Source organism: Nocardia ninae NBRC 108245 (assembly GCF_007990755.1).
GTDB lineage: Bacteria > Actinomycetota > Actinomycetes > Mycobacteriales > Mycobacteriaceae > Nocardia > Nocardia ninae.
In genome coordinates this window covers 1-23,211 of sequence record NZ_BJXA01000083.1, presented here as the reverse complement: position 1 = coordinate 23,211, position 23,211 = coordinate 1, and the positions used below count along the sequence as shown (strand labels likewise).

At 67.3% G+C, this 23,211-nt stretch carries 25 protein-coding genes; 11 read left to right on the top strand and 14 right to left on the bottom strand.

Features of this window, described 5'->3' with window-relative positions:
- Positions 1 to 16: 16 nt before the first annotated feature.
- The 6 genes from NN4_RS37240 to NN4_RS37215 form a co-directional block, all read right to left on the bottom strand.
- Complete coding sequence (locus tag NN4_RS37240) at positions 17 to 304, bottom strand: type II toxin-antitoxin system Phd/YefM family antitoxin (RefSeq protein ID WP_107653355.1); 288 nt, start codon at positions 302 to 304, stop codon at positions 17 to 19.
- A 157-nt stretch (positions 305 to 461) separates the two neighbouring features.
- A complete protein-coding gene (locus NN4_RS37235; protein ID WP_186818818.1) occupies positions 462 to 1,301 on the bottom strand; it encodes an alpha/beta fold hydrolase in 840 nt (279 codons plus the stop codon).
- A gap of 189 nt (positions 1,302 to 1,490) precedes the next feature.
- Positions 1,491 to 1,787, bottom strand: coding sequence for a hypothetical protein (locus NN4_RS37230; RefSeq protein ID WP_147140988.1), 297 nt, complete (start codon positions 1,785 to 1,787; stop codon positions 1,491 to 1,493).
- Positions 1,788 to 1,877: 90 nt separating this feature from the next.
- Complete coding sequence (locus NN4_RS37225; RefSeq protein ID WP_147140986.1) at positions 1,878 to 2,603, bottom strand: amino acid ABC transporter ATP-binding protein; 726 nt, start codon at positions 2,601 to 2,603, stop codon at positions 1,878 to 1,880.
- Between the two features lie 2 nt (positions 2,604 to 2,605).
- Entirely contained in the window at positions 2,606 to 4,402 is a 1,797-nt protein-coding gene (locus NN4_RS37220) for an ABC transporter substrate-binding protein/permease (RefSeq protein ID WP_147140985.1), read from the bottom strand.
- A gap of 256 nt (positions 4,403 to 4,658) precedes the next feature.
- Positions 4,659 to 5,453: an LLM class F420-dependent oxidoreductase gene (locus tag NN4_RS37215; RefSeq protein ID WP_147140983.1), complete on the bottom strand. Its 795-nt coding sequence runs from the start codon at positions 5,451 to 5,453 to the stop codon at positions 4,659 to 4,661.
- A gap of 257 nt (positions 5,454 to 5,710) precedes the next feature.
- On the opposite strand from NN4_RS37215, the gene NN4_RS37210 reads away from it, so the two are divergent.
- Together NN4_RS37210 and NN4_RS37205 are read left to right on the top strand one after the other, a co-directional pair.
- Complete coding sequence (locus NN4_RS37210) at positions 5,711 to 6,796, top strand: ABC transporter ATP-binding protein (protein WP_147140981.1); 1,086 nt, start codon at positions 5,711 to 5,713, stop codon at positions 6,794 to 6,796.
- A 141-nt stretch (positions 6,797 to 6,937) separates the two neighbouring features.
- The gene (locus NN4_RS37205; protein WP_147140978.1) at positions 6,938 to 7,135 is read left to right on the top strand and encodes a hypothetical protein; all 198 of its coding nucleotides are present in this window, start codon (positions 6,938 to 6,940) and stop codon (positions 7,133 to 7,135) included.
- Here the strand turns inward: NN4_RS37205 and NN4_RS37200 are convergent.
- Together NN4_RS37200 and NN4_RS37195 are read right to left on the bottom strand one after the other, a co-directional pair.
- Positions 7,132 to 7,929, bottom strand: a complete 798-nt coding sequence (locus NN4_RS37200) for an alpha/beta fold hydrolase (RefSeq protein ID WP_246181294.1) — start codon at positions 7,927 to 7,929, stop codon at positions 7,132 to 7,134. The two genes, NN4_RS37205 and NN4_RS37200, sit on opposite strands and share 4 nt — an antisense overlap.
- A 183-nt stretch (positions 7,930 to 8,112) precedes the next feature.
- Positions 8,113 to 8,622 carry a winged helix-turn-helix transcriptional regulator gene (locus NN4_RS37195; protein ID WP_147140977.1) on the bottom strand — a complete coding sequence of 170 codons (510 nt, stop codon included), beginning with the start codon at positions 8,620 to 8,622 and terminating at the stop codon, positions 8,113 to 8,115.
- Between the two features lie 111 nt (positions 8,623 to 8,733).
- On the opposite strand from NN4_RS37195, the gene NN4_RS37190 reads away from it, so the two are divergent.
- A complete protein-coding gene (locus tag NN4_RS37190; RefSeq protein WP_147140975.1) occupies positions 8,734 to 9,903 on the top strand; it encodes a thiolase family protein in 1,170 nt (389 codons plus the stop codon).
- Positions 9,904 to 9,942: 39 nt separating this feature from the next.
- Here the strand turns inward: NN4_RS37190 and NN4_RS37185 are convergent, their stop codons facing one another.
- Both NN4_RS37185 and NN4_RS37180 read right to left on the bottom strand, forming a co-directional pair.
- On the bottom strand, positions 9,943 to 10,281 hold the full coding sequence (locus NN4_RS37185; RefSeq protein ID WP_147140973.1) for a hypothetical protein: 339 nt from the start codon (positions 10,279 to 10,281) through the stop codon (positions 9,943 to 9,945).
- Positions 10,282 to 10,515: 234 nt separating this feature from the next.
- Complete coding sequence (locus tag NN4_RS37180; RefSeq protein WP_147140971.1) at positions 10,516 to 10,899, bottom strand: hypothetical protein; 384 nt, start codon at positions 10,897 to 10,899, stop codon at positions 10,516 to 10,518.
- A 141-nt stretch (positions 10,900 to 11,040) separates the two neighbouring features.
- On the opposite strand from NN4_RS37180, the gene NN4_RS37175 reads away from it, so the two are divergent.
- Positions 11,041 to 12,027 (top strand): o-succinylbenzoate synthase, encoded by a 987-nt coding sequence (locus NN4_RS37175; protein WP_147140969.1) that lies wholly within the window; start codon positions 11,041 to 11,043, stop codon positions 12,025 to 12,027.
- Positions 12,028 to 12,097: 70 nt separating this feature from the next.
- Here NN4_RS37175 and NN4_RS37170 read toward each other — a convergent pair whose 3' ends face one another.
- Complete coding sequence (locus NN4_RS37170) at positions 12,098 to 12,613, bottom strand: TIGR04338 family metallohydrolase (RefSeq protein ID WP_107659845.1); 516 nt, start codon at positions 12,611 to 12,613, stop codon at positions 12,098 to 12,100.
- Positions 12,614 to 12,800: 187 nt separating this feature from the next.
- Complete coding sequence (locus tag NN4_RS37165; protein WP_246181293.1) at positions 12,801 to 13,667, bottom strand: DUF2786 domain-containing protein; 867 nt, start codon at positions 13,665 to 13,667, stop codon at positions 12,801 to 12,803.
- A gap of 121 nt (positions 13,668 to 13,788) precedes the next feature.
- Between NN4_RS37165 and NN4_RS37160 the strand changes: the two genes are divergently transcribed.
- The 6 genes from NN4_RS37160 (at position 13,789) to NN4_RS37135 (ending at position 20,665) form a co-directional block, all read left to right on the top strand.
- The gene (locus NN4_RS37160; RefSeq protein WP_147140967.1) at positions 13,789 to 15,090 is read left to right on the top strand and encodes an ABC transporter substrate-binding protein; all 1,302 of its coding nucleotides are present in this window, start codon (positions 13,789 to 13,791) and stop codon (positions 15,088 to 15,090) included.
- Between the two features lie 47 nt (positions 15,091 to 15,137).
- Positions 15,138 to 16,160, top strand: a complete 1,023-nt coding sequence (locus tag NN4_RS37155; RefSeq protein WP_186818817.1) for a carbohydrate ABC transporter permease — start codon at positions 15,138 to 15,140, stop codon at positions 16,158 to 16,160.
- Positions 16,160 to 17,038: a carbohydrate ABC transporter permease gene (locus NN4_RS37150; RefSeq protein WP_147140965.1), complete on the top strand. Its 879-nt coding sequence runs from the start codon at positions 16,160 to 16,162 to the stop codon at positions 17,036 to 17,038. The genes NN4_RS37155 and NN4_RS37150 overlap by 1 nt, the downstream gene beginning before the upstream one ends.
- Before the next feature lie 303 nt (positions 17,039 to 17,341).
- Positions 17,342 to 19,582: a transglycosylase domain-containing protein gene (locus NN4_RS37145; protein WP_246181292.1), complete on the top strand. Its 2,241-nt coding sequence runs from the start codon at positions 17,342 to 17,344 to the stop codon at positions 19,580 to 19,582.
- Positions 19,583 to 19,770: 188 nt separating this feature from the next.
- Positions 19,771 to 20,229, top strand: a complete 459-nt coding sequence (locus NN4_RS37140; RefSeq protein WP_107653371.1) for a GyrI-like domain-containing protein — start codon at positions 19,771 to 19,773, stop codon at positions 20,227 to 20,229.
- A gap of 10 nt (positions 20,230 to 20,239) precedes the next feature.
- Positions 20,240 to 20,665, top strand: coding sequence for a GyrI-like domain-containing protein (locus NN4_RS37135; RefSeq protein ID WP_147140963.1), 426 nt, complete (start codon positions 20,240 to 20,242; stop codon positions 20,663 to 20,665).
- Positions 20,666 to 20,736: 71 nt separating this feature from the next.
- Here NN4_RS37135 and NN4_RS37130 read toward each other — a convergent pair whose 3' ends face one another.
- The gene (locus NN4_RS37130; RefSeq protein ID WP_147140961.1) at positions 20,737 to 21,834 is read right to left on the bottom strand and encodes an inositol-3-phosphate synthase; all 1,098 of its coding nucleotides are present in this window, start codon (positions 21,832 to 21,834) and stop codon (positions 20,737 to 20,739) included.
- Positions 21,827 to 22,384 carry a PadR family transcriptional regulator gene (locus tag NN4_RS37125; protein WP_107653374.1) on the bottom strand — a complete coding sequence of 186 codons (558 nt, stop codon included), beginning with the start codon at positions 22,382 to 22,384 and terminating at the stop codon, positions 21,827 to 21,829. The genes NN4_RS37130 and NN4_RS37125 overlap by 8 nt, the downstream gene beginning before the upstream one ends.
- Before the next feature lie 170 nt (positions 22,385 to 22,554).
- Here NN4_RS37125 and NN4_RS37120 point away from each other — a divergent pair, with 170 nt between their 5' ends.
- Positions 22,555 to 22,965 (top strand): DUF5318 domain-containing protein, encoded by a 411-nt coding sequence (locus NN4_RS37120; protein WP_159080092.1) that lies wholly within the window; start codon positions 22,555 to 22,557, stop codon positions 22,963 to 22,965.
- The last annotated feature ends 246 nt before the right edge of the window (positions 22,966 to 23,211 follow it).

Genomic DNA, 23,211 nt, shown 5'->3' with positions numbered 1-23,211 from the left:
ACGCTGTGCGCCTGAGTCAGCCACGGAGCCCGCGGTCCACCGTCGGATGCACGCCGAGGACGTCGAGCATCTCGGAGATGGACATGGCCCGGAACTCGGTCGCGCCCGCGTAACCGGGCCGGGCCGCGTCCGCCAGTTCGGCGTACAGGTGCAGTCGGTCGTAGTCGGCCATCGACATGATGACCGCCACTTCGGTTCCGTCGTCGGTGATTACCGCGTCCTCGCCGGTGGCCACCACATCCCGGACGACGGCGGCGATGTCCGCGGACAACTCGTGCAGATTGCGTGTGTTCGTGTTGGGCATGCTCCGCATTCGGAGCCGCGCGCCCTTTTGGATCGGGGCGTCACCGTCTTGTTAGCGCGATGACCGGAATGGTGGTGCCATGGGTTCGCCTCGGGTGGTTTGCCATACACAGATCACCCGAACGAACGGCGTGTCCGGAAAATGCGACGGCCGGGTGTCAGGTGCGGTGTGCGAGGAGGTGTTGCATGATCAGGCGGGTCAATTCCTCGGGCGCCTGTTCGGGGATCCAGTGCGACACTTCCTCGAGCATTTCGAATCGATACGGGCCGGTCACGTACTTCTCGGTGGCCAGGGCAGCCGTGGAGCCGACGGTGCTGTCGTCGGTGCTCCAGACGTAGAGCGTCGGCACCGATACCGGGCCGGTCGGTCCGGACAGATGCATTGCGCGATACCAATTCAGCGCCGCCGTGAGCGCTTCCGGCTGTGCGAGCCGGTGCACGTAGTTGTCGATCCGTTCCTCGTCGATCTTCCATTCGAAGATCTTCCGCAGGCCCGCCCCGCCGTCCATGAGTAGCGCCCGCTCCGCCACCCGCGGTTTCCGGAGCAGCGAAAAGTATTGCGACCGTTGTGCTTGATCCTCGTCCTCGGTCATTGCCCGCAGGAAGGCGGCGGGATGCGGCAGCGACACCGCGGTGAAACTGCGGATCCGTTCCGGGATATCCGCCGCTGCCACCCACCCGACATAAGCCCCCCAGTCGTGCCCGACCAGATCGAACCGCTGCCAACCCAATTGGTCGGCGATGGCGATGACATCGCCGACCAATTCCTCGAGTCGATAGTCGGCCACCTTGTCCGGCCGCACACCCGGCGAGTACCCCCGCTGATCAGGCGCCACCACGTGGCACCCACCGCCACCGAGCGCATGCAGCTGGAATTCCCACTCGATCGCCGCCTCCGGAAACCCGTGCAGCAGCAAGACTTCCCGCCCACCGGCTTCCCCACTCGACAGCGCATCGAACGTCCCGGCAGCGGTAGGAATCTCAATCGCCTCGATCACGGGGATGACTCTAGAGCCCTGGGTTTTTCCCTGACCGGCTATCCGGTCACCGGGCGGGCCGACTGATCTCGCCAGCACATGGGTAACTCACCGGGCACGGGCTGACCAGCCCACCTACTCCCCGCCGGCCGCCAACGCCCCGCTCCCGCGCCTGAGTCTGGCCTGAATACGCGGAGAGGCGGGCAAGCCTCAGTGTTCGTCGTAGTGTCCGTCGTGTGCGGCGTGGCGGTGGCCGTCGTGGATGTAGTCGACGTGGTCGCCGTGCTGGACGGTGTCGTGGCCGCAGCCGTCGCCGTGCTGATGGGTGTGGTTGGCGTGTTCGGTGTGGCCCTGCGGCTCGCACTCGTCGTAGTGGCCGTCGTGTTCACGGTGCAGGTGACCGTCGTGTGCGTAGTCGACGTGGTCGCCGTGCTCGATCACCGTGTGCCCGCAGTTGGGGCCGTGGGCGTGGTCGTGCGCGGTGTGCTGCATGTGTGCCGTTGTCATCAGATCTCCCTCTTTCCGAACATGGACAGATGGATATGTGAGCGAAGACACATTAGCAGATGCGCATCAATGCAGTTAGCCAGGGGTGCGCTACAGCACCTGGGAAAGGAACCTTTGCAGGCGCGGAGTCTCGGCGTTGTCGAACAGCGCGTCGGGCGTGCCGGTCTCCACGACCTGCCCTTCGTCCATGAAGACGACGCTGTCGGACACCGTGCGGGCGAAGCCCATCTCGTGGGTGACCACGACCATCGACATGCCGCCCGAGGCGAGGTCGGCCATGAGCGCGAGGACACCCTTGACCAGCTCGGGGTCCAGCGCCGAGGTGGCCTCGTCGAAGAACATGACCTCCGGCTTCATGGCCAGCGCGCGGGCGATGGCGACCCGCTGCTGCTGGCCGCCGGACAGGTTCACGGGCCGGGTGTCGAGCTTGTCGGACAGCCCGACGATCTCCAGCTGCTCCACCGCGACCGCGCGCGCCTCGTCCTTGGACAGTCCGCGCAGCTTGCGCGGGCCGAGCGAGACGTTGTCGGCCACGCTCTTGTGCGGAAACAGGTTGAAGTGCTGGAACACCATGCCGATGCGCTGGCGCAGCTTGTCCGGGTCCTCGGTGAGCACGGATTTGCCGTCGAGCAGCACGTCGCCCTGGTCCGGTTCGTAGAGCCGGTTCAGCACACGCAGCAGCGTCGACTTGCCGGAGCCGGACGGGCCGATGACCGTGGTGGTCTTGCCCGCGTCGACGTGGATGTCGATGCCGCGCAGCACGTGGTTGTGCCCAAGGGTCAGGTGCAGTCCGGTGCCGGTGAGGGAAGCACTCATCGTTATCCCCGCCCTTCTGTGATCGTGGCGGCCTGGACCGGGTCGATCGGCCGGTCCGGCCGTCCGGTGCGCATGCGGCGGTCGATGTAGTTCACCAGGTGGGTGAGCGGGATGGTCAGCAGCAGGTAGACCAGGCCTGCGGCCACCAGCGGGGACAAGTTGCCGGTCTGCGCGTTGAGGTCTCGCCCGACCGCGAACAGCTCGCGCTGGGTGGCGAGCAGGCCGAGGAAGTAGATCAGCGACGAATCCTTGACCAACGCGATGAACTGGTTCATCAGCGCGGGCAGCACGCGCCGGACGCCCTGCGGGATCACCACGAGCGTCATTGCCTGCCGGTAGCCGAACCCGATGGCACGGGCCGCTTCCAGCTGACCGGCTTCCACCGACTGGATGCCCGACCGGAAGATCTCGCCGATATACGCCGAGGCCAGCAATGCCAGCGCAACCGCGCCGAGCCAATACGGATTGTTGCCGGTCAGATTGCGCGCCACCGGGCCGATGCCGAGGCCGATCAGCAGGATGATCACCACGGCGGGCAGGCCGCGGAAGATATCGGTGTAGATCCGGGCGGGCCAGCGCAGCCAGCGGCTCCGGGCGATGCCCGCCACCGCGAGCAGCATGCCGAGCACGGTGCCGAGCACACCCGAAACCACGGCGAGGATCAGGGTATTCGGCAGGCCGGTCTTGAACAGATCGGGGAAGGCCTGGCGGTACAACGACCAATCGAAGAACGTGTCCTTCAACTGCTGCAGCGTGGATTTCGGCGCGTTCTGCGCGGCCGCATCCGGTGCGCGTTCCGCGGCGAGGGCGGCGAAGTCCGGCAGTTGCGGCAGCGGCGCCGCCTTGGAGCCCGGCTTCCAGCCCGGCGGCAGCTGCCTGGGCACCCAGTCCTGGTAGAGCTTGGCGTAGGTACCGTCCGCGATGACGGCGTCGAGGCCGCTGTTGAGCGCGTCGGTCAGCGGCTGATTGGTCTTGGCGACCGCGTAGCCGACGAAGTTGTCGAGGCTGAAGGTGTTCTGCGACACCGTTGTTCCGTCGCCCGGCCGGATCGCGCCCTCGGCCTGCGCCGACGGCGCCACCCAGGCGTCGACCTGGCCGGACTTCAGGTTGGCGTAGGCGGTGTTGTAGTCCGGGAACTTCACCGGGTCCAGGCCGAGCTGGTTCACCACGAACTCGTCCTGCACCGTGCCCTGCACCACCGCGATCCGGGTGCCGCGGTTCAGGTCCGAGAAGCCTTTGACCGCACTGCCGACCGGTGTGACGAGGGAGAAGTAGCCGAAGTCGTAGCCGTTGGTGAAGCCGACCAGCTGACGGCGGGCGTCGGTGGTGGTGATGTTCGAGGAGGCGACGTCGAAGCGTCCGCTCGCGACCTGGGCGAGCAGGCCGGAGAAGTCGGTGCCCGAGAACTCCACCTGCAGACCGAGTTTCGCGCCGATCGCCTTCAGCAGTTCATTGTCGAAGCCGGTGAACGAGCCCTGGCCGTTCACGCAGATGCTCGGCGGCGCGTCCGAGAGCGTGCCGACGCTGAGCTTGCCCGGTGCGATCAAACCGAGCTTCGAAGTGTCGATCGAGGCCAGCGGCGCGGTGGTCGCGGTGGTGTATTTGTCCGCGCCCGCGGCCTGCGCGGAGGCCAGGTTCGTCGGCGCGGCCGCGGCTGCACTCAGCCCCGGCGGGGAACACAGATTGCGTGCGGTGGGCGCATCGTCGGAGCCGGAACCGCACGCCGTGGCCGCGAGACCGACGGAAAGCAATATCACGGCGATCAACGCACGAGACCGCACAGCGGGCAGACCAGCCATGATGAAGAACCCTAGCGGCGTCCGAGTGCTAACCCGCAGCTACCCCATCGTGGACGAGGTGCCTGCTGGACCAGGACAAGTCGGACCAGGAACGACAGAGTTCGGATCACGGTGATCCGAATTCGGTGTTCGACGGGCGCCGGCCGTCGGGCAATCCGGATCGGGTGCTGACCGCCGCGTCAGCTGGCCCGCGAGTCGGTGTGCGGGACCACGCCGAGCGACCTCAGCTCGGCGTGATCAACCGCGCGTCGACCTTTCAGGCGAGTCCGCTGACCTGCTCGGGGTTCACCTCGTCGCGCCAGCGGATCGCCAGCTCCACCTCGCTGAGGTCGTACTTCGGACCGCTGACCCCGATGGTGAACAGCGAAACGCCCGCGTCGACGAAGGCCTGCGCCTCCTGGGCCCCGGGCCACTGCACCGAACGTTCGATCTTCGACTGATCGGTGCCGACGGCCGCGCAGTGGTCGGCGAGCACCTTGTTCTTGTGCGCGAGCGAGTCGAGGTCGGCGAAGCTGTGCCACATGTCGGCGTACTCGGCGACCAGGCGCAGGGTCTTCTTCTCGCCACCGCCGCCGATCAGGATCGGGATCTCGCGAGTCGGCTGCGGGTTCAACTTCTTCAGACGGGCACTGATCCGGGCCATGTTCTCCTTCAGCAGAGCGAGCCGGGTGCCCGCGGTGCCGAACTCGTAGCCGTATTCGTCGTAGTCCTTCTCGAACCAGCCCGCGCCGATGCCGAGGATGAGGCGGCCGTCGCTGATGTGGTCCACCGTGCGCGCCATGTCGGCGAGCAGGTCCGGGTTGCGGTAGCCGCCGCCGGTGACCAGGGCGCCGAGCTCCACCCGCTCGGTCTGCTCGGCCCACGCGCCGAGCATGGTCCAGCATTCGAAGTGCGCGCCCTCGGGGTCGCCGCTGAGTGGGTAGAAGTGGTCCCAGTTGAAGACGATGTCGACGCCCGCGTCCTCGGCGCGCAGGACCGCGTCGCGGATCAGCCCATAGTCCGGTGCGTGCTGGGGCTGGATCTGGACGCCGATACGCACCGCGCGGGTCATGCCGCCACCTCGCTACGCTCGCTCATGAAAGCCTCCTCGTCGCTTCGGGGTCGGTCCCCTGTCGAGGCTACCGGCGCCGACGGTAAGCGACCTGGACACTTGGCAATCCGGTCCGCGGCCGACTGGCGCGCCGTACGCGTGTCGCGCGCGAACTCGAGCATTTCGAGCGGAAATCGAGCAGACATAGTAATGTCGCCGGTCAACCCTTACTCGGATCGTCCGGCACGTTCCTGCCGGTGAATGGGATGTGATTTGTCATGGCCACGGTGACCTTCGACCGCGCTACCCGGCTCTACCCGGGATCCACCAAACCCGCTGTCGACCAGTTGAATCTGGAGATCGAAGACGGCGAATTCCTTGTCCTGGTCGGCCCGTCGGGCTGCGGCAAGTCGACCTCGCTGCGCATGCTCGCCGGCCTGGAGGACGTCAGCGACGGGCGCATCCTGATCGGCGCCAACGACGTGACGCACGCCGAGCCCAAGGAACGCGACATCGCGATGGTGTTCCAGAACTACGCGCTCTACCCGCACATGACCGTCGCCGAGAACATGGGTTTCGCACTGAAACTCGCCAAGGTCGCCAAGGCGGAGACGCAGAAGCGGGTGCAGGAAGCGGCCAAGCTGCTCGACCTGGAGCCGTACCTGGACCGTAAGCCGAAGGCCCTGTCGGGCGGTCAGCGTCAGCGCGTCGCGATGGGCCGCGCGATCGTGCGCCAGCCGCAGGTGTTCCTGATGGACGAGCCGCTGTCCAACCTGGACGCCAAGCTGCGGGTGCAGACCCGCACCCAGATCGCGCAGTTGCAGCGCAGGCTCGGCACCACCACCGTGTACGTCACGCACGATCAGGTCGAGGCGATGACCATGGGCGATCGCGTCGCGGTACTCAAAGACGGTCTGCTGCAACAGTGTGCGACGCCGCGCGACCTGTACCAGGACCCGGTCAACGTGTTCGTGGCCGGCTTCATGGGCTCGCCCGCGATGAACCTGTTCACCCTGCCGGTGTCCGACGGACGCGTGTCGCTCGGCGGCCATGTGCTGCCGCTGCCGCGCTCGGTGATCGACGCCGCCGAGGGCTCGGTGTCGGTCGGCATCCGCCCCGAGCACTTCGAGCTCGGCAACGGCGCCGGTTCCGGCATCGAGATGGAGGTCGACGTGGTCGAGGAACTCGGCTCCGACGCCTACATCTACGGCCGCACCACCTCCGAGGGCAATGCCAGCGGGGAAACCATTGTGGCGCGGGCGGATTGGCGCAACCCGCCCGCCAAGGGCACCCGCGTCCGGCTCTCCACCGACCCGCAGCACACCTACTTCTTCTCCGCAAAGGACGGTCGCCGCCTCAACTGAGCGTTCCACCAACGGCAGTGCTGCCGGAAGCGGCTACCGCAGTGGAGCCGCTTCCGACACGGTCGGCCTCCGGCAGAGCGCGCGCTCAGCGAAAACTGCTTCGGCCCACCGGGTTCGATGCCGACCGATAGCGTGGTACTCATGGCTTTCACCGTGTACACCCGCGACACCGAACAGAGCGCCCTCGAGTACGGCGACGAGGACCGATTCTGGTTCCACGGCGGGGTCCTGGTGGTAGACAGCACGTCGCACGGCGTCCGCTACTACGCCCCCGGCCACTGGCACGAACTGCACGTTCAGAGCCACCCCGGCGAGCTCCGCCCCGCCCCGCCGACCTAGCCGGCCGCCGTCTCACGGACCGCTGCGGCGACGGCGCGAAAGTCCTTGCGCAGGATGTGCGAATGGTTGCTGGCGACCTTCGCGCTCACGGTGACATTCGGGTTGGCGGCCAGCACCGGATCCAGTGCGGCCCGCACCTTTTCCATCTCCCCTTTCTCGCTGCCGAGGCTGTCGCCGGTCGCCAGGACGAACCGCACGGGGCGGGTCAGGCGGCTGAGGATCGGGACGCTGGCGGCGGCGTACTCGTTGGCATCGATGCCGACCTCGGCGTGCTGAGCCGCGGTCATCCGGGCGGCCATGCCGAAGGGGCGGACCAGCGGAAGCAGAAAACGCATCCGGTGGAACAACTTTCGGATCCGTTCCCGGCCCGCCTCGCCGGTCAAGCCGTACGGCGCGGAATCCACGATCACCGCGCCCACGACGCGATCGGGATTGCGGTCGGCCCAGTGCCACGCGAGGATCCCGCCGTAGGACCAGCCCACCAGGATCGCCCGGTCCACACCTCGTGCCGCGAGGACGGCATCGACATCGCGCAACGAGGCCTCGAAGGAATAGTCGGCCGATTGCTGCGATTTGCCGCGGGCGCGCTCGTCGAAGGTGATGTGCCGGAAGCCGGGGCCGAGTTCGGCGATCACCCGCCGCCAGTGCTTCTGGTCGGCGTAGGCGCCGTTCAGGTAGATGACCGGCTGGCCGGTCCCGCCGGTGTCGGTGACGGCCAGTGCGGTGTCGTCGACCGGAACCATGCCGGTCCAGGTCGAATCGGTCGAGGTGATGGTGGCTGCTGTGCTGTTCATGAGGCTACTGTCGCCAACCCGGCTGACACCACCCTGATGCCGACCTGACACGCCCTCTGACACGGCGTTCGGGCTGGTCACCGCGCGTAGAGGCGCGCTCTTACTGCGAGCGAATTGCTCAGCAGCGCCGCGCTTTCGACTTCGGCGAGGCGCGAGCGAATGGCGGCACAGCGGAGCGCACGGTCAGCGCTTGCGTTTGCGCGGGCGGATGGTGTCCAGGTAGTCGGGGTTGAGGCGGACGGCCAGTTCGTCGAGGGCTATTTCCCGGCCGGTGTCGCTGCGGACTTGGACGCGGACGGGGGCCCCGGTGGCTTCTTCGACCAGGAGGAGCGGGGGCGGCCCGGGTTGGAGGTAGGTGTCACCCCACTGCATGAGGGCGAGGACAGCCGGGAGCAGGTCGCGACCCTTGGGGGTCAGGACGTATTCGTGGCGGGTGCGTTTGCCCTCTTCCTGGTACGGCTGCTTTGCCAGCAGGCCCGCTTCGGTGAGTCTGCGGAGTTGGGTGGCGGCCGCGGCGTCGGTGATGCCGACGCGCTGGGCGAAGCCGTCGAATCGGGTGGTGCCGTAGTAGGCCTCGCGCAGGATGAGGATGGCCGAGCGGGTGCCGACCAGCTCGATCGCCTTGGCGATCGAGCACTCCGTGGGCTGCCACGAGCTCAGGTCGGCCAGGGGTCCTTCCATCACTGCTGCCATGACGGACATAGTAGCTCAGCTGACTTGCTTCAACTATTGCCAGGTGTAACCTGACTATGTGTTGATAGAGCCAGGCAAGGCCGCCGGGCTCTCGGTCCGAGAGGAAACACGATGAGAGACGCGGTAATTGTCGAAGCGGTCCGCACCCCGATCGGCAAGGGCAAGCCGAACGGCGCACTGCACGACGTCAACGCGGTGGACCTACTCGCACACAGCCTGCGCGAGGTGGTGACGCGCAGCGGCATCGATCCGGCGCTCGTCGACGACGTCATCGCCGGCATCGTCACCCAGGTCGGCGAGCAGGGCGCGAACATGACCCGGCGCGCGGCATTGGCCGCCGGATATCCCGAATCCGTCCCCGCGACAACGGTGGACCGGCAATGCGGCAGCAGCCAGCAGGCGATCCACTTCGCCGCACAGGGCGTGATCTCGGGAGCCTACGACATCGTCGTGGCCGCCGGTGTCGAATCGATGGGGCGGATTCCCATGGGCGCCAACCTGATCGGCTCCGAGGACTTCTCCGGTGTCGGCTTCGCCGCGCGTTATCCGGAAGGTCTGGTGCCGCAGGGGATCAGCGCGGAACTGATCGCCGCGAAGTGGAGCTTGACCCGCAGTCAACTCGACGAGTTCGCGCTCGGTAGCCACGAAAAGGCTGCGCTGGCAACGAAAAACGGCCTGTTCGCCGGCGAACTCGCACCGATCAACGGGCTGACCACCGACGAGGGCATTCGGGTGGGCAGCATGCTGGACACCCTCGCCAAGCTGCGCCCCGCCTACTACGACGAGGCGATGGCCGCCCGGTTCCCGCAGATCGGCTGGGAGATCACCGCGGCCAGCGCTAGCCAGGTCAGCGATGGCAGCGCCGCGGTGCTGATCATGACCAGCGAGCGCGCCAAGGAACTCGGACTGAAGCCGCTGGCCCGGCTGCACAGCTTCGCCGTCGTCGGCGACGACCCGCTGCTGATGCTCACCGCGGTGATCCCCGCGACCCGAAAGGTGTTGCAGCGCGCTGGACTCCAGCTCGCCGACATCGACCTGTTCGAGGTCAACGAGGCCTTCTCGCCGGTGGTGCTCGCCTGGGCCGAGGAGACCGGCGCCGACCTCGGCAAGGTGAACGTCAACGGTGGCGCCATCGCCATCGGTCACCCGCTCGGCGCCTCGGGCTCGCGGCTGGCCACCACCCTGGTGCACGCCATGCAGGACCGCGGCGCCCGCTACGGCCTGCAAACCATGTGCGAGGCAGGCGGTTTGTCGAACGCGATGATTCTCGAACGCCTCTGACCGAGCCGACGCGGCGCCCATCGTGCGGTGGGCGCCGCGTCAGACCGAGACGAGCACCAGTGCGATCAGGAATCCGGCCACCCAGGATTCGATGATCAACGGCACCGCGATCAGCGGCGTCCAGCCGATCGGCCTGCGGTCACGCACCTTCCGCACCATCAGCACGAACGCCCACAGCACCGACGCCACAATGCCGCCCCGCCCGACCACCTGCGCCACCGCGAGATATCGCCACGCCCGCCCGTCCTCGTCATCGCGGGCAACCACCTCGTACAGCGGCACGAAAGACGCCACCACCCAGGCACATCCGACGGCGACCAGCGAACCGGCCACCGCGCGTACGAGGTCCGGCACCCCGACTCGTGGTTCCCACGCCATAGTCCCAGGATGACCCGCCCAGCACGGTGACGCAGCACGACGCGCGGTCTCGCTACGCACACGCCGCAGACAAACTAGCCCGCTGCGTGTGCGGTGGTTGGCAACTTCATGCCCGGCAGCGCAATTGGTACGCAAGCGACGGCACGCGCGCACGGATCCGCTCGCCGCGCAGGTATCCGCCGACACTTTCGTGCCAGCAGTTGCGATGCGGGAACGCGCAGGTCCGATGGGTGCTCAGGCGCCGGTGTTCACCTGCGAGGCCAGCGCAACCCCGCCGAGAAACGAGGCGACGATCAGCAGCGCGGCGAGCACCGGCCAGTACCACATGTACCAGCGCTTGACCGCGGCCACGATGATCATGATCAGCGCGCCGAGCAGGGCGAGCGCGGTGCCGCCCCAGGAGACGAGGAAGGCGGCGCCCAGGTAGCCCTCGCGGCACTTGTTCGGGCCGCACGAGTCGGTAGCGAACGCGAAGAAAACGGTGCAGTAGGCGGCGACGAGACCGAGCGCTGCCGCACCGGCGTACAGGGTGAGCGCCAGCGCCAGATCCCAGGCCCGCGTCTGCGGCCGGGTGTGCGGCTGAGCCGGCCCGTAGGGAGTGGTGCCGTAGTAGGTCATGCACTCAGCATCGCGGCCGGCCGGCGCGTCGAGTACCGCAAAACTACTCAGTCCGCATGAGGGAAATCTGCGGCGAACAGCGGAAACGGCCCGGCAGGCGAGCTCGGTCCCGCCGCAACGGTGCCCGTTAAGCTGGCAACGATGACCGACTACGCCGCCGACAGCATCGTCTACGCGATCCCGATGCGCACCCGTTTCCGTGGCATCACCGTGCGCGAGGGCATGCTGGTCCGGGGCCCACTCGGGTGGGGCGACTTCTGCCCGTTCACCGAGTACGACGACCGGGAAGCAGCCGGGTGGCTGGCCACCGCGCTCGAGCAGGTGACGGTGGGCTGGCCGGAACCGGTGCGCGACCGGATTCCGATCAACTGCACGGTGCCCGCGGTCGATCCGGAACGCGCGCACGCGGTCGTCGCGGGGTCGAGGTGCGGCACGGCGAAGGTGAAGGTCGCCGACCATCCCGATTCACTCGCCGAAGACCTGGCCAGAGTCGAGGCGGTGCGCGACGCGCTCGGCCCGGACGGTGCCGTCCGGGTAGACGCCAACGCCGTCTGGGACGTCGACACCGCAGTCGCGCACATCACCCGAATCGACAGGGCCGCAGGCGGTTTGGAGTATGTCGAACAGCCCTGCCGGACCATCGAGGAGCTGGCCGCGGTCCGCCGCCGGGTGAACGTGCGCATCGCCGCCGACGAATCCATCCGCCGCGCCGAGGACCCGCTGAAGGTCGCCGTCGCGGGCGCCGCCGACATCGCGGTCCTGAAATGCACACCTCTGGGCGGGGTCCGCCGCGCACTGCGGGTAGCCGAAGCCGCCGGTCTGCCCTGTGTGGTCTCCTCCGCACTGGAAACCAGCGTCGGCCTCGCCGCTCAACTCGCCCTCGCCGGTGCCCTCCCCGAACTCGAATTCGCCTGTGGCCTGGGCACATTGTCGTTGCTCAACGGCGATGTTGTGAGCGATTCGCTGCGTCAGGTCGACGGCTATCTGCCGGTGCCGAGGACGCCACCCCAGCCCGATCCCGCCCTCGTAGAGCAGTACCGGCAGCAAGACCCAGACCGCACCGCATGGTGGCAGCAGCGGCTCGAGCGGGTGCTGCGACTGGTCGAGTCACCGCCGGAAGCGGTCTGAGCGGACAGTTTTCGCGTCTGCCGCAGCGAAAAGCGCCCTGACTTCCCGAAAGTGTCCGCGCAAGCCGGGACTACCCGAGCCGCACACCGCAACCCAGCATGGTCGCGCGCAGCACCAGTGCCGCTTCCGGCCCGATGATGCCGTCGACCAATTCGAGGTAGCGGGCACAGAATTCGGGGCCGTGCGGGGCCACCGAGCCGGGCGCGGATTCGAGATGGTGCGCTAATTCGTGCAGGACCACCAACTCTCGCAACGCCCACGCCCGCCCGCCGCTGTGCAGCGGTACGGCGAGCACGCCCTCGGCGGCCTCATAGTGGGCGGCGGTCGCACCGGCACGAGACCGGACCCGCACCGCCGTGCCCGCCCGATCCCACTGCGCCCGAACCCAATTGAGCGCGAGAACCTTGTCGGCGTAACTCTGCACGGAGGCCACCGAGGCGAAGCGCCGCTCGATCGGCAGCGTGAGATGCGACCCGTACAACTCGACGGTCCGGCTACCGTGCTCGTCGGCCCGATCGAACATGCCGCGCACCAACTGCTCGGCGTCGTACACCTTGGCGCGCTGAGTATCTCGCACGCTCACCAGCATCGTCCCCCGCACGCGCCGATGCGACCCGAGTCACCGATCCACCGAGTGAACGTACAAAGACACGCGCCGAGCAATGAGTACGCGAAACCCACGCCACCCCCGTCGCGAAGCGGCCTGCCGAGCCCGAAGTACGTGCACGCCTGCACAGCCACGCCGGGACCGCTGAGTCCGGAGCACGTGAAACTCACACCGATCCATTGGTCGAACCGCGCGACCGGCGCGTCGTCAACTGCCCGCGCGCCGCCCCGAGCTCCGGCGAGGTACCGATCCGAGCCGCCTTACCCGCGCGGTCACCCGCCCGCCGGGCCGCCGCCGAATGCCCGGCCGAGGCCTGCGGGCCGCGCCAGGTCCCGCGCGCCTCCGAGGTGCTGGCATAGAAGTCGGTGAGCTCGATCTCCTTGTTGCGCAACGCCAGCGCCGTGCCCGCCGCCGTGTTGTCCGCGGGCACCGCCTCGGCCTCGACCTCCGCCTTCACCGCGGCCAGCCGCTGCCCGATCCGCGCGGCGAACGCCATCTGGAAGTTGAGCCGCGCCGTCACCCCCGCGACCGGTGCCTGTACCTTGCGTTGCACCTTACGCCCCCAGCGCTTTTCGGTGACCACCTTCTCCACCGTCGCCGAGCGGTACTGCCCGGACTTGATGTATTGGTCGGACGCCCGCACCATCTGCACGAGCAGACTCGCGTACAACGCCTCGCAGGTATCGATATCGGAGTCGAAACCGTAGGCGTACACCTGAGTCGAGGTGCGAGCGACATCACAGCGCACATCGTTGGCATGGGCGATGGCGACGAACAATTGGACGTAGGTGCGCAGCCCGCGCTTGCCCGGTTCGCCGATCGGAATGATCCGCTGGATCGGCGTCGCCCGGCGCTCACGCCCCGCGACGTGCGCACGAGCCACCGTCAGGTCGATCGACGACCGGGTCGCCAGTCGTTGCGCGGCGGCCAGGAACGCCTCCGCCTCGTGCTCGTTGTCGGTGGATTCGGCCTGGCGCAGCAGCCCACCGATGCGTGTCAGCATCCGCTCGGGAACCGGGTTCGGCGATGTCATCACACGCCAGAGTAGCGAGCACTTCCCGCCACAATCCCGCGAGTCACTGCCACACCATGTATCTTGCGTTGTGCAACCGGCAGGGTGTGCTAATGCTCACGATCGATCTGGAGTGTCCACGATGGCTGTGAAAAAGGTGTCGTCCCTACGTACGTCGCTCGTACCGAAGGCCGCGCTCGCGGCTGTCTCGGTCGCGCTGCTGACGGCGACGTTCACCAGCGCCTGCTCCAGTGACAGCGGGGGCAGTCCGACGAGCCAGAACCTCACCGGGCGCGGGCCGATCACCTACGTCGAGGGCAAGGACACCACCGAGACCGGTGCGGTCAAGCAGCTCATCGAGCGCTGGAACGCCTCGCACCCGGACGAGCAGGTGACGTTCAAGGAGCAGTCGAACGACGCCTCGCAGCAGTTCGACGATCTGGTCGAGCACATGCGCTCCAAGCAGTCCGACTACGACGTGGTCGCGCTGGACGTGCCGTGGACCGCCCAGTTCGCCGCGAAGGGCTGGATCCAGCCGCTGAAGGACTCCTTCGCCATCGACACCTCCGCGCTGCTCTCCCCGCCGGTCGCCAGCGCCACCTACAACAACACGCTGTACGCGGCGCCCCGGAACACCAACGGCGGCCTGCTGTTCTACCGCAAAGACCTGGTGCCCAACCCGCCCAAGACGTGGAAAGAGCTGCTGGACCAGTGCCCGCTCGCCAAGGAGCAGAACATCGGCTGCTACGCCGGTCAGTTCGCGCCGTACGAGGGCCTGACGGTGAACACCGCCGAGGTGATCAACGCCTACGGCGGTAGCTTCGTCGGCGCCGACGGCAAGACCCCGACGGTGAACAGCGCGCAGTCCCGGGCCGGGCTGAAGGTCCTGGTCGACGCCTACAAGAACGGCGACATCCCGCCGGAGGCGATCACCTTCAAGGAGCCGGAGAGCAGCAACGCGTTCGCCCAGGGCAAGCTGATGTTCCTGCGTTCGTGGCCGTCCACCTACGGTGACGTCGGCGGCGACGCCTCCTCGGTGAAGGACAAGTTCGGTGTCGCCCCGCTGCCCGGCGAGAACGGTGTCGGCGCGTCCACCCTCGGTGGCTACAACGCGGCGATCAGTGCCTACTCCAAGAACAAGGCCACGGCGCTGGACTTCCTGCGCTTCCTGATCAGCGAGGACGCCCAGCACATCGTCGCCTCGGGCGCGCTGCCCTCGGTGCGCGCCTCGATGTACGACGACCCGGCGCTGATCGCGAAGATGCCGTACCTGCCCGCGCTCAAGGATTCCATCTCCAGCGCGGTGCCGCGGCCGGTCACCCCCTTCTACCCGGCGGTGTCGAAAGCCATCCAGGACAACGCTTATGCTGCGCTGAAGCAGACCAAGACCATCGATGACGCGATCATCGGGATGCAGAAGGGCATCGAGACCGCGGGATCGTAGAGCGGATAGCGCAGCGGACCCGACGAGACCCGTAGGAGAGAGAAACGGTGTCGGATCCTTCGGGAGCGGCCAGCACTGTGCCGAGCGAGGAATTCCTGCCACGCAAGCGTGGCCTCGGCGAGACCCTGGCATTGGAAATGCGGCGCTCCGGCAAAGCCTGGATGTTCGTCGCGCCGGTGATGCTGGCGCTGGCCGTGGTCATCGGCTACCCGGTCATCCGGGCGTTGTGGATGTCGTTCCAGAAGGATTCGGGTCTCGACCCGGCGACGGGCATGTTCGTCGAGGGCGGCAGCGCGGGCTTCTCGAACTACACGCACTGGCTGCTGCAGCAATGCCAGGCGGGCGGCGAGATGGTCAGCTGCCCGACCGGCAACCTCGGTTCGCAGTTCTGGGCGGCCATCCTGGTCACGCTGTTCTTCACCGTGGTCACGGTGACGCTGGAGGCCACGCTCGGCCTCGGCTTCGCCATGGTGATGGGCAAGACGTTCAAGGGGCGTGCGCTGCTGCGCGCCGCGGTGCTGATTCCGTGGGCGATCCCCACGGCGGTCACCGCGCGGCTGTGGGAGTTCATGTTCCAGTACGACGGGGTGGTGAACCGGGTACTCGGCACGAACATCCTGTGGACCTCCGATGCGTGGCCCGCGCGGTTCGCGGTGATCGCCGCCGACGTGTGGAAGACGACGCCGTTCATGGCGCTGCTGCTGCTGGCCGGCCTGCAGGTGATCCCGGCCGACGTCTACGAGGCGGCCAAGGTCGACGGCGCCACCGCCTGGCAGCGGTTCACCCAGATCACGCTGCCGCTGCTCAAGCCGGCGCTGCTGGTCGCGGTGCTGTTCCGGACGATGGACGCGCTGCGCATGTACGACCTGCCCGCGATCATGACCCTCGGTAACCCGTCCACCCAGGTGGTGTCGATCCTGGTGGTCGATCAGGTCCGGCAGGGTCCCAACAGCGCGGCCGCGCTGTCTACGATCACCTTCCTGATGATCTTCGCGGTGGCCTTCGTGCTGGTGAAGATCCTCGGCGCCAACGCCGTTCGGACCCAGGAAGAACAGCGGGAGGCGCACTGATGTCGATTCGGACTGCGGAAAAGCCTGCCGTGCCCTCGGTTCCGTGGACGCAGCGGCTCAAGTCGGTGCGGCTGTACGCGGGCGTGGCGATCGTGCTGATCTGGGGACTCGGGCCGTTCTACTGGATGACCGTCACCGCGTTCCGCGATCCCGCCTACACCTTCGACAGCACCCCGTGGCCGACGCACCTCACGCTGGAAAACTTCCGCAACGCGTTCGACACCAGCCGGGGCAACAACTTCGGCAGGGCGCTGGGCAACAGCGTCATCATCGGTTCCATCACCACGGTGATCGCGCTGGTCCTCGGCGTGCTCGCCGCCTATGCGCTGGCGCGCCTGACCTTCCGCGGCAAGTACGTGGTGTCCGGGCTGATCCTGAGCGCCTCGATGTTCCCGGTGGTCGTGCTAGTCACTCCGCTGTTCCAGCTGTTCACCAACCTCGGCTGGATCGGCAAGTACCAGGCGATGATCATCCCGAACATCTCGTTCGTGCTGCCGATGACCGTCTACATCCTGGCGTCGTTCTTCGCCGAGCTGCCGTGGGAACTCGAAGAGGCGGCGCGGATCGACGGTGCCACCAAGCTGCAGGCGTTCCGGCTGGTCATGTTGCCGCTGGCGGCGCCCGCGGTGTTCACCACCGCGATCCTGGCCTTCATCGCCGCGGTGAACGAATACCTGCTGGCCCGACTGCTTTCCAGCGGCAGCACCGAGCCGGTCACCGTCGCGGTCGCTCGCTTCTCCGGCAACAACCCGCTGGTCGAGCCGTACGCCGCGATCATGGCTGCGGGCGTCATGGTGTCGATCCCGTTGGTCATCATGGTGCTGCTGTTCCAGCGCCGCATCATCTCCGGCCTCACCGCCGGTGGCGTCAAGAGCTAGAACACCCGCTCGGAGCACGTTTTTCGAGCTATCACCGGAATCCGGCCGTACCCCGGCGGCCCGGTGATAGCATCGCGGGTCACCCACGGCGCGAGTAAAGTCGGGCGCGTGGGGGCCCATTTCCGATCGTTGTTCGTGCAGGTGAGTTTCGGCCGACGCTCCGGGAGGAGATGATCGTGAACGAGCGCCAGCGAGTGAGTCAGGGACACCGCGCGTCCGCGGGCGCGTCGGAGCCGAGCACCGGCGAGGCAACGTCGTGAACCAGTACCGGGGACGCAGTGCGCCCGCCGGCGAGGCAGCGTCGTGAGTTCGTTTCGCAAACGGCGAAAGGATGCACCGGAGCCCGCGCCCTACGCGTCGATCGCGGGCTTCAACGAGCTGGGCGGCACCACCGAGCGCGGCAAGCGACCCGCTGCGAAACCCAAGGCACCCCGACCGACACCCACGCCCGACCCGGACCATCCGCCGCGTACCCGAGCCGAACGATTCCGTCGGCTGGTGCTCGCGCTGTTCATCATCTTCGGCGCGGTACCGACGCTGCTGTTCGTCCTCGTCTACTGGAGCGCCGAGATCCCCGAACCCGGCTCGGTGCAGACCAATCAGATCGCCACCGTGCTCGCCGCCGACGGCAGCACGGTGATCGCCAAGGTGGTGCCGCCCAACGGCAATCGCACGCCGGTCCCGCTGGCCGAGGTACCCGAGCCGGTCCGCAACGCGATGCTCTCCGCCGAGGACCGCAACTTCTACAGCAACCCCGGCTACTCGACCTCCGGCTTCCTGCGCGCCGCCCGCGACAACATGCTCGGCCGGGACAACGCCGGCGGCGGCTCCACCATCACCCAGCAGTACGTGAAGAACGCCTTCCTCGGTTCCGAGCGCACGCTCACCCGGAAGATGCGCGAGCTGGTCATCGCGGCCAAGATGGCGCGGCAGTGGAGCAAGGACGACATCCTCGCCGCCTACCTCAACACCATCTATTACGGCCGCGGTTCCTACGGCATCGCGGCGGCGACCAAGGCCTACTTCAACAAGCCGGTGAACCAGCTGACCCTGGCCGAGGGCGCGGTGCTCGCCGCGCTGGTCCGCACGCCGTCCATCCTCGACCCGGAGACGCACCTGCCGGATCTGACGGCGCGATGGAAGTACGTGCTCGACGGCATGGTCGAGATGGGCGTGCTGGCACCGGGCGACCGGGACGCGACCACCTTCCCCGCGATCATCCCGCTCAGCGAGATCCCCGACGACAACGTGGCCCGTGGCCCCGAGGGCCTGATCCGCACCCAGGTGGTGCGCGAACTGCGCTCCTCCGGCATCAGCGAGCACGAGCTGAACACCGGCGCGCTGCAGATCACCACGACCATCGACATGAAAGCTCAGCAGGCGGTGCTGGACGCGGTGCACAACCGGCTCAGCGGCCAGCCGCCGGAACTGCGCGCCGCGGTCGTCTCGATCGATCCGCGCTCCGGTGCGGTGCGCGCTTACTTCGGCGGCGACGACGGCATCGGCTACGACTACGCCCAGGCGCCGTTGCAGACCGGATCGGCGTTCAAGCCGTTCGCGGTGATCGCCGCCCAGCAGCAGAGCATTCCGCTGAATCGCATGCTGGACAGTTCACCGGTCACCGACCGGGGCACCAAGATCACCAACGTGGATGGTGAAACCTGCGGGCGCTGCACGATGGCGGAGGCGCTGAAGCGCTCGCTCAACACCAGCTTCTACCGGATGACCATGTCGATGTTCGACGGACCCAAAGCCATCGCCGACGCGGCACACGCGGCGGGCATTCCGGAACAAATCCCCGGTGTGGCGGGCAAGACCCTCACCGAGGACGGCGGGCGGCCGCTGAACGGAATCGTGCTGGGGCAGTATCTCGTTCGCCCGATCGACATGGCATCGGCGTACGGCACGATCGGCGCGTCCGGTGTGTATCACCAGCCGTATTTCGTGCAGCGGGTGGTGACCGGTGACGGGCGCGTGCTGCTCGACCGCGGCGCGCCCGACCAACAGGTCGGCAAGCAGTTGCCCGAGGGTCAGCAACGCATCCCGCGCACCATCGCCGACAACACCGCCCAGGCGATGACGCCGATCGCCGCGTACTCCAACGGCCACGCCCTCGCCGGCGGCCGCCCGTCCGCGGCGAAGACCGGCACCACCCAGCTCGGCGAGTCCAAGCTGAACAAGGACGCCTGGATGATCGGCTTCACCCCGTCGCTGTCCACGGCGGTGTGGATCGGCACCGAACAGTCGCAGCCGATCCACACCGCGCGCGGCACCGACATCTACGGCTCCGGCCTGCCCGCCGACATCTGGAAGCAGGTGATGGACGGCACGCTCGCCGGCACCCCGATCGAGCAGTTCCCGGCCACCAACGGCGCGGCGACGGCCGCGCCGCCGGGCGCGAACAAACCGTCGGGCGGCAACTACGACATCCTGAATCCGCCGCAGGGTCCGCCGCGGGAACCGATCGTGATCATCCCGCCCGCACCGGAGGGGCCCAAGGAAGTGGAGATATTTCCCGGCCTGACCATTCCGGTACCGCGATAGCGATGATGCTGTGACCTTCTTGCACCCAGGGGAACGCATGACATGGCAGCATCGTTTGCCAGAGTGAGAGCGAACAGCGAGTGTGTCGGACAAGGCCGACGCCGATGCCGCGGGATCGATGCGGAAGGATATGCGCTCGAGCGACGACGCCGCCAATTGGAGACAGACGAGACATAGGGGCTACGCCGGTGGATTTCAATGTCGTTGACCAACCCGAGACGCTGGTGGCGGGAACAGTACTTCGCAGCCCGGCGCTCGCGGTCGAAGGACCGCGCCGCGCGAAAGTCGAAGAGGCGTGGAAACGCAACCTGGCTCGCCAGCTGCCCGGGCCGCCGACGACCGCGTACGTGGACCACGCGCCGGAAATCAATTCGTATCTGACGCACATCGTCGGCTACCGCTGCCGCAGCCTCGACGACTTATTGCCCGGTGACGTGCTGGCCAGAGTGCCCGCGGGCCGATTCGCCCGATTCATCGCCAGCGGTGACAACCTCGGCGACACCATCGTGCACATCTGGCGTTCGGTGTGGGACGCCGAGGCGGCGGGCCGTTTCGTGCGCGCCTACACCGGCGATTGGGAGCACTATCCCGACGCGCGGACGGCCGAAGTCTTCGTAGCGCTGGCAGACGATCAAGTCGACGGGTAGGAACAGGACTGTGGACTTCGAGATTGTCACGTTGGACGAGAGCCTGGTCGCCGGACTGACCGTCCCGCTAGCCGGGCGCGAGGTGACCGCGCGCGACCTCGACCTGGTGAACTTCACCTGGGACCGCTACCTGGCGCGCGAGAAGAGCGTGCCCAGGGTGGCCGCCTACATCGGCCAGAACGACCACGCCGTCGCCGTGCTCGGCTACGAGGTCGCCGCGATGGACGAGATGGACGCAGGCGACGTACTCACCCGTGTCCCGCACGGCCGCTACGCCAAGTTCGTCGTCTCCGACAAGCCCTACGACCTCCTGCGCACCGCCTGGGCCCAGGTCCGCAAGGCCGAAAGCGCGGGAACCATCACCCGCTCGCACACCGCCGAGATCGAGCGCTACACCGGCCCGACCTCGGTAGAGGTCTACGTCTCCCTGGACTGAGCACGCCGGACACACCGAGCCGGGCCACCCGAAAGTTCGGGTGGCCCGGCTCGTTTCGCGCGGCCGATAACTCACGCGTCGATGATGAAGGCTTCCAGCTGTTCGCGGGCGACATCGTCGGCCAGCTGCTTCGGCGGGGACTTCATCAGGTAGGCGGAGGCCGGGATGACCGGTCCGCCGATGCCGCGGTCCTTGGCGATCTTCGCCGCGCGGACCGCGTCGATGATGATGCCCGCCGAGTTCGGCGAGTCCCACACCTCGAGCTTGTATTCCAGGCTCAGCGGCACGTCACCGAAGGCACGGCCTTCGAGCCGGACGTAGGCCCACTTGCGGTCGTCGAGCCAGCCGACGTGATCGGACGGGCCGATGTGCACGTCCTTGGCACCCATTTCCTTCTTCAGGTTGCTGGTGACGGCCTGGGTCTTGGAGATCTTCTTCGACTCCAGCCGCTCACGCTCCAGCATGTTCTTGAAGTCCATGTTGCCGCCGACGTTGAGCTGCATGGTGCGGTCCAGCTGCACGCCGCGGTCCTCGAACAGCTTGGCCATGACGCGGTGGGTGATGGTCGCGCCGACCTGGCTCTTGATGTCGTCACCGACGATGGGCACGCCCGCCTTCGTGAACTTCTCGGCCCACACCGGGTCGGAGGCGATGAACACCGGCAGCGCGTTGACGAAGGCGACGTTCGCGTCGATGGCGCACTGGGCGTAGAACTTGTCGGCCTCTTCCGAACCCACCGGCAGGTAGGAGACGAGGACGTCGACCTTGTTGTCCTTCAGCACCTTCACCACGTCGACCGGCTCGGCCTCGGAGAGGTCGATCGTCTCGGCGTAGTACTTGCCGATGCCGTCGAGGGTCGGACCGCGTTGCACGACAACGTCGCTCGGCGGCACGTCGGAGATCTTGATGGTGTTGTTCTCGCTGGCGAAGATCGCCTCGGCGAGGTCGAAACCGACCTTTTTCGCGTCGACGTCGAATGCGGCGACGAACTTCACGTCGCGGACGTGGTACTTGCCGAATTTGACGTGCATGAGGCCGGGCACGGTCGCGGTCTCGTCCGCGTCCTTGTAGTACTGCACACCCTGGACCAGCGAGGAAGCGCAGTTGCCCACACCTACGATGGCGACGCGAACTTCTGTGGCGTTGTCAGCCTTCTTGTCATCACTCATGGCCGATATTTCCCTCTTTCTGTGGTGCCGCCTTCGTCGATTGCTCCGCCGCAATCAACTCGTTGAGCCAGCGCACTTCGCGCTCGCTTGATTCGAGTCCGAGCTGGTGGAGCTGCCGGGTGTAGCGATCGAGCGACCCGCTGGCCTTCTTGATCGCCTCCCGGAGTCCTTCTCGGCGCTCCTCGACCTGACGCCGCCTGCCCTCCAGAATCCGCATCCGCGCTGTCGCGGGGGTGCGGCTGAAGAAGGCGAGGTGGACGCCGAAGCCGTCGTCGGTGTAGTTCTGCGGTCCGGTGTCGGCGAGCAGTTCGCTGAACCGCTCGCGGCCCGCCGGAGTCAGTTGGTAGACGCGGCGGGCACGGCGCGTGACCACACCCGCTGGGATCTCCTCGGCGATCAGTCCGTCCGACTGCATACGGCGCAGCGTGGGATAGAGCGACCCGTAGGAGAAGGCCCGAAACGCGCCGAGCAGGCCGGTGAGCCGCTTGCGCAGCTCGTAACCGTGCATGGGCGATTCGAGGAGCAGCCCGAGAATTGCCAGCTCGAGCACCGGGCTTCACCTCCCTGACTATGTACAGACCTAACCGATGGATGCGACTCCAAACTATATCGGAGCGATATAACGCTGCACAGTCGCGGGCGATATAAAGCGGGATCTACCGGGTTTCTCATACCCCTGAGCCGGGGCGGCCCCTCGGCAACACCGCTACTCTGGTTCTCGTGCGAATCCAGCGGCAAGTGGTCGACTACGCCCTCCGGCGTCGGTCGTTGCTGGCTGACGTGTATGCGGGCCGCGTCGATGTCGCCGAGGTATGTGATGCGAATCCCTACCTGCTGCGTGCGGCGAAGTTCCACGGCCGGGGGAGCGAGGTCACATGCCCGATCTGCCGGAAAGAACAGCTCACGCTTGTATCTTGGGTCTACGGCGACGGTCTCGGACCGGTGGCGGGATCGGCTCGGACCCCGGAGGAGCTGACCCGCCTGGCCGAGACTCGTGAGGAGTTCTCGGTCCATGTCGTCGAGGTATGCCGCAGCTGCAGCTGGAATCATCTGGTGCAGTCCTACGTCCTCGGGACCACGCCGGCGCCAACGCGGCGTCGCACCGGGACCCGGCGCACCGCAGCCGAATGAAATGCCTGGTCATCTGCCCGTCGGGTGACTCGCGGAGCCACCACGTGTCCGCCGCGGTCGACGCGACCGCCCCGAGCCACCCGCACCGTTACAAGTTATGGAGATCTTGTCAGTGAATTCGCCCTACGAGACTTCCCCCTACGGCGATGAACCGCACGGCGGCCGTCCTCCACGGAGTTCACACCCAGGTCCCAATCCGTATCAGAACCCACGCCCCGGCCCGCCGCCGCCCGGCGCCCGGCCCGG